General features: G+C 36.2%; 12 protein-coding genes. 6 read left to right on the top strand and 6 right to left on the bottom strand.

Annotated elements, in window-relative coordinates; translation table 11 throughout:
• Positions 1-10: 10 nt before the first annotated feature.
• The 6 genes from gyrB to dnaA form a co-directional block, all read right to left on the bottom strand.
• Positions 11-1942, bottom strand: a complete 1932-nt coding sequence (gene gyrB / locus ACEE93_RS10185) for a DNA topoisomerase (ATP-hydrolyzing) subunit B (protein WP_449154480.1) — start codon at positions 1940-1942, stop codon at positions 11-13.
• A 12-nt stretch (positions 1943-1954) separates the two neighbouring features.
• The gene (gene recF, locus ACEE93_RS10190) at positions 1955-3070 is read right to left on the bottom strand and encodes a DNA replication/repair protein RecF (protein WP_449154481.1); all 1116 of its coding nucleotides are present in this window, start codon (positions 3068-3070) and stop codon (positions 1955-1957) included.
• Entirely contained in the window at positions 3067-3288 is a 222-nt protein-coding gene (gene yaaA, locus ACEE93_RS10195; protein WP_449154482.1) for a S4 domain-containing protein YaaA, read from the bottom strand. Before yaaA ends, recF begins: the two co-directional genes overlap by 4 nt.
• A 122-nt stretch (positions 3289-3410) precedes the next feature.
• On the bottom strand, positions 3411-4094 hold the full coding sequence (locus ACEE93_RS10200; protein ID WP_449154483.1) for a DsbA family protein: 684 nt from the start codon (positions 4092-4094) through the stop codon (positions 3411-3413).
• Positions 4095-4253: 159 nt separating this feature from the next.
• Positions 4254-5390 (bottom strand): DNA polymerase III subunit beta, encoded by a 1137-nt coding sequence (gene dnaN / locus ACEE93_RS10205; RefSeq protein ID WP_449154484.1) that lies wholly within the window; start codon positions 5388-5390, stop codon positions 4254-4256.
• Positions 5391-5563: 173 nt separating this feature from the next.
• A complete protein-coding gene (gene dnaA / locus ACEE93_RS10210; RefSeq protein WP_449154485.1) occupies positions 5564-6901 on the bottom strand; it encodes a chromosomal replication initiator protein DnaA in 1338 nt (445 codons plus the stop codon).
• A 530-nt stretch (positions 6902-7431) separates the two neighbouring features.
• Between dnaA and rpmH the strand changes: the two genes are divergently transcribed.
• From rpmH to ACEE93_RS10240, 6 genes are all read left to right on the top strand, one after another.
• The gene (rpmH, locus tag ACEE93_RS10215) at positions 7432-7569 is read left to right on the top strand and encodes a 50S ribosomal protein L34 (RefSeq protein ID WP_000240855.1); all 138 of its coding nucleotides are present in this window, start codon (positions 7432-7434) and stop codon (positions 7567-7569) included.
• Positions 7570-7685: 116 nt separating this feature from the next.
• A complete protein-coding gene (gene rnpA, locus ACEE93_RS10220) occupies positions 7686-8033 on the top strand; it encodes a ribonuclease P protein component (RefSeq protein ID WP_449154486.1) in 348 nt (115 codons plus the stop codon).
• A gap of 156 nt (positions 8034-8189) precedes the next feature.
• Positions 8190-9572, top strand: a complete 1383-nt coding sequence (mnmE, locus tag ACEE93_RS10225; RefSeq protein ID WP_449154487.1) for a tRNA uridine-5-carboxymethylaminomethyl(34) synthesis GTPase MnmE — start codon at positions 8190-8192, stop codon at positions 9570-9572.
• 18 nt (positions 9573-9590) lie between these two features.
• A complete protein-coding gene (gene mnmG, locus ACEE93_RS10230; protein WP_449154488.1) occupies positions 9591-11465 on the top strand; it encodes a tRNA uridine-5-carboxymethylaminomethyl(34) synthesis enzyme MnmG in 1875 nt (624 codons plus the stop codon).
• Positions 11466-12185: a 16S rRNA (guanine(527)-N(7))-methyltransferase RsmG gene (rsmG, locus tag ACEE93_RS10235; RefSeq protein ID WP_449154489.1), complete on the top strand. Its 720-nt coding sequence runs from the start codon at positions 11466-11468 to the stop codon at positions 12183-12185.
• Positions 12186-12256: 71 nt separating this feature from the next.
• On the top strand, positions 12257-13111 hold the full coding sequence (locus tag ACEE93_RS10240) for a ParB/RepB/Spo0J family partition protein (RefSeq protein WP_449156556.1): 855 nt from the start codon (positions 12257-12259) through the stop codon (positions 13109-13111).
• Positions 13112-14038 lie beyond the last annotated feature (927 nt).

A 14038-nucleotide genomic window follows, 5' to 3' on the forward strand; every position in this document is an offset into this window, starting at 1 on the left:
TCAATTCATCTTAGAAATCTAAAGTTGCATAGACCGCATTATCTTCAATGAATTGACGACGATTTTCTACAACGTCTCCCATTAACATTTCAAATGTTTGGTCCGCTTCAATTGCATCGTCTAAATGTACTTGCATCATTGTACGATTTTCTGGGTTCATTGTTGTTTCCCATAATTGATCTGCATTCATTTCACCTAAACCTTTATATCTGGCAATAGACCATTTAGGTGTTGGGTTTAATTTTGATTTCAATTCGTCTAATTCTCTGTCGTTAAATACATAATATTTTTGTTTACCTTGCGTTAATTTATATAAAGGCGGTTGCGCAATATAGATATAGCCCGCTTCGATGAGTGGACGCATATAACGATAGAAGAATGTTAATAACAACGTACGGATATGTGCACCGTCTACATCGGCATCTGTCATAATGATAATCTTATGATAACGTGCCTTAGAAATATCAAATTCGCCACCGATACCTGTACCAAAAGCTGTAACCATTTGACGAATTTCGTTGTTATTTAAAATTTTATCTAAACGCGCCTTTTCAACGTTTAAAATCTTACCACGTAACGGTAAAATCGCTTGAGTACGTGAGTCACGTCCTGATTTAGTAGACCCCCCGGCAGAGTCACCCTCTACTAAAAAGATTTCACTTTCGGATGGATCTTTACTTGAGCAGTCTGCTAACTTACCAGGTAAGCTTGAAATATCTAATGGCGATTTACGGCGAGTAACTTCACGTGCTTTTTTAGCAGCCACACGTGCACGAGAGGCCATAATTCCTTTTTCTACAATGATGCGTCCAACTTGCGGATTTTCATATAAGAAACGCTCAAATAACTCTGAGAAAATACGATCTACAATCTGACGTACCTCTGAGTTACCTAGTTTTGTTTTGGTTTGACCTTCGAATTGAGGGTCGCCATGTTTGATTGAGACAACAGCAGTTAGACCTTCTCTTGTGTCCTCACCTGATAGCCTATCCTTATCATCTTTAATGATTTTACTTTGAGTTCCATAGCTATTTAATACACGCGTTAATGCTCGTTTAAAGCCGTCTTCGTGTGTCCCACCTTCATATGTGTGGATATTATTCGCATAAGTTAATAAGTTCGTTGCATAGCCTGAGTTATATTGCAAGGCGATTTCAACTTCAACATCATCACGGCTCTCATGAACGTAAATAGGCTCATTATGGAGTGCCTCTTTTTGTTCATTAAGCAACTCGACATAGGATTTAATACCGCCTTCATAGTGATAGCTATCTTCACGTATATCTGATTCGTCACGCTCATCTCTAAGGGTAATTTGAATTCCTTTATTTAAGAATGCAAGCTCACGAATACGTTTTTGTAATGTATCGTAATCATATACTGTCGTTTCTTGGAAAATTTCAGGGTCAGCTTTAAATCGAATCACTGTACCTGTTTGAGAGGTATCATCGATTTGTTTTAAATCAAATGCTGGAATACCTCTTTCGTAAGCTTGATGGTGCACTCGGCCATCTCGATGAACATACACTTCTAAACGCTCACTCAACGCATTCACGACTGATGATCCAACACCGTGAAGTCCACCTGAGACTTTATAGCCGCCACCGCCGAATTTACCACCAGCATGTAAGACGGTTAAGATAACCTCAACTGCAGGGCGTCCCATCTTTTCTTGGATATCTACAGGTATACCTCGGCCGTTATCTGTTACTTTAATCCAATTATCTTTTTCAATAACGACATTAATTTCATCAGCATAACCAGCTAAGGCCTCATCAATACTATTATCTACAATCTCCCAAACGAGATGATGTAATCCACGTTCAGAAGTTGATCCAATGTACATCCCAGGTCTTTTTCTGACCGCTTCTAGGCCTTCTAAGACCTGTATCTGATTCGCGCCATAACTTTCTTGGTTGTTCACATCAGCCAATGTTTCCACCTTCACTTTCTCTTAAATCGTAATATTTCCACTCGTAATATGATATGTCTTCGCACTTTTCATCATCTCATGATCAATACCATCTACTGAGGTTGTTGTTACAAACGTTTGTACCTTATGTTGAATGGTACTTAATAAATGCGTCTGTCTAGAGTCATCTAACTCACTTAACACATCATCAAGTAATAAAATGGGGTATTCCCCCACCTCTTGTTTCATTAGTTCAATTTCTGCGAGTTTTATCGACAATGCGGTTGTACGTTGTTGTCCTTGTGAGCCATAAGTTTGCGCATCCATTTGATTGACCTGAAAGGATAGGTCGTCTCTATGTGGTCCATATAAACTCACACCACGCTCTATTTCTCGTTGCATATGCGGCGAAATGACATCTGTCATTTGCTGGATTAAGACGTCCTCGCTCTCAGAGTAGTCTTCAATTTTTAAGCTTGGTAAATACTGTAACGTCAATTGTTCTTGTTCATTCGTAATTCCTGAATGAATCGGTTGCGCTAGTTGTTCTAACTCCTTAATAAATTGAGCTCTTCTTAGCGTTACTTTAACGGCATACATGACAAATTGTTGATTTAATACCTCTAGCATTGTCGTGTCTTGTTTTTGTTTGAGCTGTAACTGTTTTAAATAATGATTACGTTGTTTTAATATGCGTTGATATTGCGCTAAATCATTTAAATATAAATTAGAAATCTGTCCTAATTCCATATCTATAAAACGTCGCCTTACTTGTGGGGACCCTTTAACGATATTAAGGTCTTCAGGGGCAAATAAGACCACATTTAAATGGCCAATATACTGTGTTAATTTACTTTGCTCTAAATGATTAACTTTCACTTTTTTGCCCTTTTTTGTGATAAACATCGTTAACGGGATTAAACCATGACGAAAATTGAGTTCACCATCTATTTTAGCATACTCAGCGTTAAAACGAATTAACTCTTTATCATTTGTTGTACGATGACTTTTGGCAAGTGCAAGCATGTAAATTGATTCGAGTAAATTTGTTTTCCCTTGTGCATTTTCGCCAATTAATATATTCACTTCAGGATGGCAATGAAGTGTTACATTTTCGTAGTTTCGATAATTTTCTAGTTGGAGTGTTTTTAATTTCATTGTTCACCAAATTGAACAACGTATGAGCCGATTTCGGGAATATCTATGAAGTCTCCATCACTTAACTTTTTACCGCGACGTATTTCACGCTCATCATTAAGAAAAACTTCAAATTCTTGTAAAAACCATTTCGCTTGGCCACCTGATTCGATAATACCTTCATAGTTTAAAAATTGTCCTAATGTTATCTCACCATCAACAATCACTTTTTCAGCCAAAATCATCACTCCATTCCATAAATACTCACTTATATATTATACCGTTTTATGAGAAAAATTTCATGCGCAAACTAGCATAAATTGAAATAAGATTACAGGAAACTTATAAAAGTCATTCAGTGCTATGATAAAGCATCTCGTATCTCTTTTTTAACATGGTCCACATTTGAGACATCCTCAACTGGTTTGCCATTGATATATAAGGCAGGCACCTGAGGCACATTGTATTTTTCAGCTAATTCGTGATCTGCTTTAGCTTGTTGAGCAGGCTTACCTTCATCATCTTGATACGTGTTAATAATTTTTTGTTTTTGTGTCTCAGTCACATCTAATTGATCAATTAAACGAGTGATTAAGTCATCTGTAAGCCATTCTTTTTCTCCAACCTCGTCCTTATCGGCAGGTTGTGCTTCAAATACCTTTTGATGGAAGTGCCAATATTCTTCTGGAGCAATATTATTTACAACATGTGCTGCGCGTGCCCCACGTTCTGATTCTTCGCCATGGAGTAACACATTGACGTAACGAAATTCGATCTTGTCGTTTTGAATAAACGATTTGTCAATTTCAGGTTTTACATTTCGCTCAAAATGACCGCAATATGGACATTTAAAATCTCCAAAAGCGACTATGAAAACGTCATTATCATCGCTACCTTGTTTTGGTTGGTTTTGAGTTGACCGTTTTAATGCTTCTGCGTCAATCTTATTCGCTTTTTGATTGCTATTAATCCAAAATAACCCAACTGTTACTACTCCTATCACGACGATTAATAAAATTAAATAACGTAAAGGTTTTGGTTTCATCGTTCTTCCTCCTCGCATGGTGTTAGGACAAAGCATTTATACGTTATGTCCCGTCCTCATGCTTTATAAATTATACACGGAAAACTTGTGTAAATTACTTTAAAAAAATCGAAAAAAACGAGATGCGTTAATCATCTCGTTTAAACTCAAATTTTATTTTTAGTATGTGCGGATTGGTAAGATGAGTTGAATCACTGAATCATCGTCTTTTGGTTTTAATGTGAATGGTTTCATCGTACCAAAGAATTCTACATCCACCTCGTCGTTATCAATCGCTTTCAAGGCATCCATCATATATTTTGAGTTGAAAGAAATTTTTAAGTTGCCACCTTCCACATCATTGGCAGTGACTTCTTCTTTCACTGTACCAATTTCAGGAGAAGTAGATGATAATTCGATTAATTTTTCACCTGTACTTAATTTGATAACGTTATTTCCACCCTCACGTGCTAAAAGTGATGCACGATCAATGGCGTGATAAAAGTCGCTGTTATCTAATCCCAACTTAATTTCATAGTTTTCAGGGAATAAGCGAGACGTATCAGGATAATGACCTTCTAATAGTCTAGAAATGAAATTAACATTACCTACTCTAAATAATACTTGGTTTGAAGCGAAGAAAATATCGATATAGTCTTCGTTATCAGACATGATTTTATTTAATTCTGTTAAAGCTTTACCTGGAATAATCACGTTTTTGTTGTCGATCTCTTCGTCTTCTAATTTTAACTTTCTAACCGCTAAACGGTGTGAATCGGTCGCAGTGCATATTAATTCATTATCTTGTATAAGCCAGTTTACACCTGTCAGTACTGGACGTGTTTCTGAGGTGGACACTGCAAAATTGGTTTGTGCAATGATTTTTTTAAGCACTTTGATTGGTAGTTGTAATGCATCTTCACTAGATACTTCCGGTAATAATGGGTATTGATCAGGGTCTAATCCGCTTAAGTTAAACTCTGAGTGACCAGAAGTGATTAATGTTTGAAATTGTTCATTTGTTGAAAGTTTAACATCCTTACCTGGTAACTTTTTGATGATATCAACAAAGAAACGACCAGGTAATACTACTGAGCCTGGTGTTGTCACGTTAACAATCTCTTCACCATCGACTTGATTTGGAATAGTAATTTCGATTGAGATTTCAGAATCTGAACCTGTTAAAACAATACCATCATTGTTGGCATCGATTTTAATCCCAGTAAGAATAGGTAAAGTGGTTCTTGGAGAAATTGCTTTTAAAGTATCGTTTAGTTGAGTGATAAAATAGTCTCGTTGTATTGAGAACTCCATCATTTTATAAACTCCTTTCAGTCGTTTATATAGTTAATAGTTATAATTAAAATAGTAATAATAGTCATAGGGGCTGTGGATTAGTGGATAACTTTAAAAATCGCCCGAATGCAAAGGTTATACACATGTGGATAAAGTGTGTATGATGTGTATTACTCATCAACATTATCCACACATTAACTTCGGATATCTTTTTCTAAGGATTCTATTTCTTGCTTTAATGTTGGATCATTTTCGATATCTTTTTTAATCTTATCATATGCATGAATGACTGTTGTATGATCGCGTCCACCAAATTCTTCTCCAATTTTAGGTAAAGAGAAGTCAGTCAATTCACGAGATAAATACATAGCGATTTGTCTTGGATAGGCGATAGACTTTGTCCGTTTTTTAGCTGCAAAATCTTCAATGCGGACGTTGTAGTATTCTCCAACGACCTTTTGGATATCTTGAATCGTGATTTTTTTAGATTTTGTGACTTGAATAATATCCTTTAACGCATCGGCTGTTAGTTCAGTCGAAATCGCTTTGCCTTGTAATTTAGAATAGGCAATGACGCGGTTTAATGCGCCTTCAAGCTCCCTAATGTTGGTCTGAATTTGATTCGCGATGTAAGTTAAAGATTCAGCTGGAACATCTAAGTTCTCTTCTTCTGTTTTTTTTTGTAGTATAGCCATACGCGTTTCAAAATCTGGTGGGGTAATGTCTACGATGAGCCCCCATTGGAAGCGGGATTTCAAGCGTTCTTCTAAAGTGGAAATCTCTTTTGGTGGTCGATCGCTCGAAATGACGATTTGTTTTTTATTTTGATGCAATTCATTAAAAGTATGGAAAAATTCTTCTTGAGTTTGTTCCTTTTTTTGAATGAATTGAATGTCATCAATGAGTAAAATATCAATATTGCGATATTTTTCTCGAAAAGATTCCGTATCGTTATTACGAATGGATTGAATAAATTCATTTGTAAACTTCTCACTAGATGTATAGAGCACACGTGCGTTTGGATTATTTTCTAAAACATAATGACCAATCGCATGCATTAAATGGGTCTTTCCAAGTCCTACGCCTCCGTATATAAATAGAGGATTATATGCCTCTGCAGGTGATTCCGCTACCGCTAAACTCGCAGCATGTGGGAAGCGGTTGCCTGGACCAATGACAAAAGTTTCAAACGTATTGTTTGTATTAAATTGATCACTGGAAGTCGCTGTTTCAACGGAATGTGTAGGTTGTTCTGGTAAAGATGATTCTTCGAGGTCGTCGAGTTCTGCTGATGTAATAAAATGAATGGTTTCGATCTTTTGTTGTGTGACAGCTTCTAAGAATTCCCGAATTAAATTATGGTAGTGTTTTTGTAACCATTGTGCTCCAAATGATTGTGACGCAATAACAATGGCTTCATCATCATTTAATGAATGAAGCGTTGTGTCTTTAAGCCACGTGTTGTATGAAACAGTTGAAAATTGCTCTTGACATAAATTAAGCACATCTTCCCAAATTTCTTCTTTTGACATAGTTACTCCATCTTCCTAAAAAATTTTTTGACTTATAAACAGTATCCCCAAAATAAATAAAAAATAATCACAGGGTGTGAATAATTATCCACAAGATACGCACATTCTGTGGATGACTATGCATAAACAACTGATTATACACAGCATTATGTAGATAAACTGATTACTTAAAAACTACAGAATATAAGCGTTCTAACCACTTATCCACATCATTATACTTTTTCACATTGGTAGATGTCAAACGGGTGTGAATATGTTGTTAAAGTTTTGGATATTATGTGTGTGAATAAAAGTTATCCACAGTTTATAAAATTTTAATTGTGTATAAGTGGATAACTATCCGAGAGAAATTGAAAGGGAATCATTAAAAACGCTCTTGATTTCAATAAATGATTTTGGTATATTGTAGTAGTTGCTTGAAATATAGATATTTCATTTTTATATTAAACAGAGATTTTTAAGACAAACGAATGAAATAATACGATATAATCAATTAGTTGATTAATGACTATAAGATGGAGGTGTTTTGCATGGTAAAACGTACTTATCAACCAAATAAACGTAAACATAGTAAAGTTCATGGTTTCAGAAAACGTATGAGCACTAAAAACGGCCGCAAAGTTTTAGCTCGTCGTCGTCGTAAAGGTCGTAAAGTTTTATCAGCATAAGATCACTGACTCTTTCAGTGGTCTTTTTTTTGGTACCTTAACCTGTATTTTTGTTATATAATCTTAATAATCGTAGGGTAGGGGACTTAAGTGAAAAGAAAGCCGAGTGGTGAATTATGGAAAAGGCATACCGTATAAAAAAGAATGCTGATTTTCAACTTATTTATCGAAAAGGTCAATCAGTAGCGAATCGTCAATTTGTTGTTTATACATTTCAACGTCAAAATTTATCGCATTTTCGGCTAGGTATCAGTGTATCTAAAAAGTTAGGTAACGCTGTGGTTCGTAATCGTATTAAAAGAAGTGTAAGAGAATGCTTTAAGGTTCATAAAGAAGATTTTTTACCAAGAGATATTATCGTAATTGCACGATTCCCTGCAAAAAATATGACGACTTTGGAGATTCAAAAAAGTTTGGAACATGTGTTAAAGATTGCAAAAGTCTTTAATAAGCGAATAAAGTAGGCATTTTAGACTTCGGTTTGTGTGACGTCAGACATACCGAAGTCTAACTTCTATCTAAATACTGTTATAATATTATAGGTAAAAACACGACATTCGCATTTTGGAAAGAAACATTTTACAATAATATAATCATTTATGTAAGGAGGTACGAGGTTAGTGGAACAACTGGATACAATAACAAGTATATCTACACCAATGGGCGAAGGTGCCATCGGTATTGTGAGAATGTCTGGTCGTGATGCAGTTGAGATTGCAGATCAACTATATAAAGGTAAACACAAGTTGCAATCAGTCGATTCGCATACCATCCATTACGGGCACATTATTGATCCATCAACAGAAGAAACAGTGGAAGAAGTGATGGTGTCTGTACTACGGGCACCACGTACATTTACACGAGAAGATATTGTTGAGATTAATTGTCACGGTGGTATCTTAACAATTAATCACGTATTAGAATTAACGATGACATATGGTGCAAGATTGGCTGAACCAGGGGAATACACAAAACGTGCCTTCTTAAATGGGCGAATCGATTTATCACAAGCTGAAGCAGTTATGGATTTTATTCGTTCTAAAACAGATCGTGCTTCAAAAGTAGCGATGAATCAAATAGAAGGGCGTTTAAGTGATATGATTAAACGCCAACGTCAATCTATTTTAGAGGTACTGGCACAAGTAGAAGTGAATATAGATTATCCTGAGTATGATGATGTAGAAGATGCGACGACAGAATTTTTACTTGAACGCGCGCAATCTATTAAGGACCAAATTGAGCAGTTATTAAATACGGGTCAACAAGGTAAAATTATGCGTGATGGATTATCAACTGTTATTGTTGGTAAGCCGAATGTTGGTAAGTCGTCTATGTTGAATAATTTAATACAAGATAATAAAGCGATTGTCACTGAAGTAGCGGGTACAACGAGAGATGTTTTAGAGGAATACGTTAATGTGCGAGGGGTGCCATTACGTTTAGTAGACACAGCAGGTATTCGTGAAACAGAAGATATCGTAGAAAAAATCGGTGTGGAACGTTCAAGAAAAGCATTAAGTGAAGCGGATTTAATTTTATTTGTATTAAATTATAATGAACCTTTAAGTGAAGAAGATCGCAAATTATATGAAGTGATTAAACACGAAGATGCGATTGTGATTATCAATAAAACTGATTTGGAACAACAATTGGATATTGACGAAGTAAAAGAAATGGTAGGCGATATGCCAGTTATTGAAACTTCAATGTTAAAACAAGAAGGTATAGATGCGCTAGAAATGCAAATTAGAGATTTATTCTTTGGTGGAGATATTCAAAGTCAAGATATGACTTATGTTTCCAATTCACGTCATATTTCCTTATTAAAACAAGCTAAAGGTACTATTCAAGAAGCAATAGACGCCGCTGAGATGGGCGTACCAATGGATATGGTCCAAATCGATTTAACAAGAACATGGGAAATATTAGGTGAAATTATAGGCGAATCAGCAAGTGAAGAATTGATTGATCAGTTATTCAGTCAATTCTGTCTCGGAAAATAAAAAATGGAGGTATTAAGCATGAATCAACAATATGATGTCATTGTTGTCGGAACAGGTCATTCTGGTATTGAAGCTGGTCTCGCAGCTGCAAGACGTGGCGCAAAAACATTAATGCTAACAATTAATTTAGATAATATAGCCTTTATGCCATGTAACCCATCAGTAGGGGGACCGGCAAAAGGGATTGTCGTTCGTGAAATCGATGCATTAGGTGGTCAAATGGCAAAGACTATCGATAAGACGCACATTCAAATGCGTATGCTCAATACAGGTAAAGGACCAGCCGTACGTGCATTACGTGCTCAAGCAGATAAAGTATTATATCAACAAGAAATGAAACAAGTGCTTGAAGACGAAGAGAATTTAGATATTATGCAAGGTATGGTCGATGAGTTAATCATTGAAGATGATGTAGTGAAAGGTGTACGCACAAATATCGGTACAGAATATATGAGTGAAACGGTTATTTTAACCACAGGTACATTTTTACGTGGAGAAATCATTTTAGGTAATCTCAAATATTCAAGTGGCCCTAACCATCAATTACCATCTGTTACTTTAGCAGATCATTTAAAAGAATTAGGTTTTGAAGTCGTACGTTTTAAAACAGGTACACCACCACGTGTTAATTCTAAAACAATTGATTACAGTAAAACTGAAATTCAACCTGGTGATGATGTAGGTCGTACATTCAGTTATGAAACAACAGAATATATTTTAGATCAATTACCATGTTGGTTAACTTATACAAATGGCGAGACACACCAAGTCATTGACGACAATCTTCATTTATCTGCAATGTATTCTGGTATGATCAAAGGCACAGGCCCACGTTATTGTCCGTCAATTGAAGATAAATTCGTCCGTTTTAATGATAAACCACGTCATCAACTTTTCTTAGAACCAGAAGGACGCAATACGAACGAAGTCTATGTTCAAGGCTTATCAACAAGCTTACCAGAACATGTACAACGTCAAATGTTGGAAACAATCCCTGGTCTTGAAAAAGCGGATATGATGCGTGCTGGTTATGCGATTGAGTATGATGCTCTAGTACCTACACAATTATGGCCAACACTTGAAACGAAAAAAATTAAAAACTTATATACTGCAGGCCAAATTAATGGTACATCAGGTTATGAAGAAGCGGCAGGCCAAGGTTTAATGGCAGGGATTAATGCAGCAGCGCGTGTATTAGGTAAAGAAGAGACTGTTTTAAGCCGTTCTGATGCTTATATTGGTGTGCTTATTGATGACTTAGTGACAAAAGGTACGAATGAACCGTATCGTTTATTAACATCACGTGCAGAATACCGTTTACTATTACGTCATGATAATGCAGATTTACGTTTAACAGATTTAGGTTATGAACTTGGTCTTATTTCTGAAGAACGCTATGCGAAATTTAGTGAAAAACGTCAACAAATCAGTGATGAAATTGATCGTTTAGCCTCTATTCGTATTAAACCGAAAGCACGTGTTCAAGAGATTATCGAACGTGAAGGTGGCTCACCGTTAAAAGATGGTATCCTTGCGAAAGAATTATTACGTCGTCCAGAAATGACTTATGACGTTATTTTAGAATTATTAGAGGAAACATCTGAACTTTCACCTGATGTAACAGAGCAAGTTGAAATTCAAACGAAATATGAAGGATATATTAAAAAGTCGCTTCAACAAGTTGATAAAGTGAAACGTATGGAAGAAAAGAAAATTCCAGAAGATCTTGATTATAGCAAAGTGGATAGCTTAGCTACTGAAGCGCGTGAAAAATTAGCTGAAGTGAAGCCATTAAATATTGCGCAAGCATCTCGTATTTCTGGCGTCAATCCTGCTGATATTTCAATTTTATTAGTCTATTTAGAACAAGGTAAAATTGAAAGGGTGAAATAAATGACAGTAGAATGGTTAGCTAAACAACTTGAGTCTCATGGCATTACTTTATCAGATCATCAAAAAGATCAGTTTAGAACGTATTATGATATGTTAGTGACTTGGAATGATAAAATTAATTTAACAAGTATTACAGAAGAACATGAAGTGTATTTAAAACACTTTTATGATTCGATCACGCCAAGTTTTTATCACGATTTTACCGAGCCTCTTAGCTTATGTGATGTTGGGGCAGGTGCAGGATTTCCAAGTATTCCTTTAAAAATTGTGTTTCCAAATCTTAACGTGACGATTGTGGATTCTTTAAATAAACGCATTCAATTTTTAAATCAACTTGCGAATGAATTAGAACTTGAAGGCGTCCGTTTTGTACATGAACGTGCTGAGAATTTTGGTAAAAATCAAGACTACCGGGCGTCTTTTGATATTGTCACAGCAAGGGCTGTAGCACGTTTAACCGTATTAAGTGAGCTATGCATACCACTTGTTAAAAAACATGGCCTTTTCTTAGCTTTAAAATCGTCAAAGGGTGAGGAAGAGTTAGATGAAGCGCGCTTTGGCATTGGTGTTTTTGGAGGCCGTGTGAGTGATATTTATCAATTTGAGTTGCCAGAAGATGCGGGTGAACGACAAATTATAAAAATTGAAAAAAGAAGTCAGACACCAAAGAAATATCCAAGAAAACCGGGGACTCCAAATAAATCACCACTTGTGGAGTAATTGTTTTTAGTTTTCATTTGGCGTCACTGCTAGTAAACTAAGAGTGTATATTATAAAGGGAGCGAAAAGTGATGAAAAAACCCTTTTCTAAATTATTTGGATTAAAAAATAAAGATGAATTGGTTAATGTTTCAGAAAAAGAGCGACAAGGTGTCGAAACGATTAAAATTGAACGTATTGTACCAAATCGATATCAACCGAGACAGACTTTTGATCCTGCACGAATTGAAGAACTAGCTGAGTCTATTCAAGTTCACGGGTTATTACAGCCTATCGTAGTACGTCCGATAGAAGAAAATATGTACGAAATCATTGCAGGAGAGCGTCGTTTTCGTGCGCTGCAACATAATAAAATGACGAAAGCGGATGTCATTGTACGAGATTTAAATGATGAAGAGACAGCTGTAGTGGCGTTAATTGAAAACATTCAACGTGAAAACTTATCTGCTGTGGAAGAAGCGGAAGCCTATAAAAAATTATTAGCCTTTGAAGGCATTACTCAAGCAGAACTTGCGAAAAGTGTTGGAAAGAGCCAAAGCTTTGTAGCAAACAAGTTACGTTTATTAAAATTAGAAAAACCTGTGATTGATGCGGTGCGCGAACACCGTATTACTGAACGTCATGCGCGTGCACTCATTAGCTTACCTAAAGCCCAACAATTGGATATGTTAGAGTGCATTTTGACAGAACATCTTAATGTTAAGCAAACTGAAGATAAAATTAAACAAGCCAATGCGAAACCAGAGACCACTGTAAAAGAAAAAGTCGTCGCGAAACCTCCCGAATTTGCACGTGATATTTCAGCTGCAAGAGATATCATAGCTGATAGTTTACTAGAAATTAAAGCTAACGGTATTGATTATGAAGAACGTGAAAAAGACCACGATGACTATTATGAAATTAATATTAAAGTCTATCGAAAATAGATTATAAAACAAGCCAAGCTTAAATGTGATGGAACTTCACTGTAAGCTTGGCTTTTTTATGTGCTTTTTAGTTTCGGCTCTATGCCAAAGAAGTCTCGGCTAAGGTAGCAATCGGAGGAAAGTGCCTCGAAATCAAAAATGCACTATATCCAATTGACTGTTTCTCAATGCTTATTAAACATTCATTTTAAATGGTTTCAATAGCGAGACTCCTAAAGGATGATGAATATTAGTAAAAAACTGATTGCACCTTAACGCCTCGCGTTACTGAGCACTTCGAACAAATGTGAGTTAGTGATCAGTATGCATATGAACGCGAGTGAATAGGCGTTCCTCTCTATGCCAAAGAAGTCTCGGCTAAGGTAGCAATCAGTGGCAAGTTCCTCGAAATCAAAAATGCACCATAACCAATTGACTGTTTCTCAATGCTTATTAAACATTCATTTTAAATGGTTTCGGTTGCGAGACTCCTGACAGCTCACGCCGAAGTGAGAAATCCATCAAACCTTCCTTGAATTATTATGAAGGTTTGATTAGTTCGATCGAGGCCTGTAGGAACGCGAGCAATAACGAAACCATTTAAAACTATCAGTTTTAGGTTCGCCTGCTCGTTATCACTCGCATGCATAAGAAACACTAACTCACTATGTTCGAAGTGTTTCTAAATTGTCCGCACTTTATTTTAATCCGGCTCTGTGCTGCAAAACTCTCGACAAAATGAGCACCTCACTAAAACCAAAAACCGGTTTGAGTTCGGTGCTCGATTTTGCTCTTAAAGAAAGGTTCGCCTGCTCGTTATCACTCGCATGCATAACGTGCACTAATCTCACTGTGTTCGAAGTGCACGTAAGCGCCCGCACTTTGTATAATCCGGCTCCCAATTGCAGGATTCTCGATAATACTACGTGACGCGCAAAAATCAAAGAG

The sequence above is a fragment of the Staphylococcus sp. 11262D007BW genome, from assembly GCF_053547815.1.

Bases quoted from the DNA above. Each gene is read 5' to 3' on its own strand.
- recF (WP_449154481.1), bottom strand. From the start codon at position 3,070: ATGAAATTAAAAACACTCCAACTAGAAAATTATCGAAACTACGAAAAT.
- ACEE93_RS10200 (WP_449154483.1), bottom strand. From the start codon at position 4,094: ATGAAACCAAAACCTTTACGTTATTTAATTTTATTAATCGTCGTGATA.
- dnaN (WP_449154484.1), bottom strand. From the start codon at position 5,390: ATGATGGAGTTCTCAATACAACGAGACTATTTTATCACTCAACTAAAC.
- dnaA (WP_449154485.1), bottom strand. From the start codon at position 6,901: ATGTCAAAAGAAGAAATTTGGGAAGATGTGCTTAATTTATGTCAAGAG.
- rpmH (WP_000240855.1), top strand. From the start codon at position 7,432: ATGGTAAAACGTACTTATCAACCAAATAAACGTAAACATAGTAAAGTT.
- rnpA (WP_449154486.1), top strand. From the start codon at position 7,686: ATGGAAAAGGCATACCGTATAAAAAAGAATGCTGATTTTCAACTTATT.
- mnmG (WP_449154488.1), top strand. From the start codon at position 9,591: ATGAATCAACAATATGATGTCATTGTTGTCGGAACAGGTCATTCTGGT.
- rsmG (WP_449154489.1), top strand. From the start codon at position 11,466: ATGACAGTAGAATGGTTAGCTAAACAACTTGAGTCTCATGGCATTACT.
- ACEE93_RS10240 (WP_449156556.1), top strand. From the start codon at position 12,257: ATGAAAAAACCCTTTTCTAAATTATTTGGATTAAAAAATAAAGATGAA.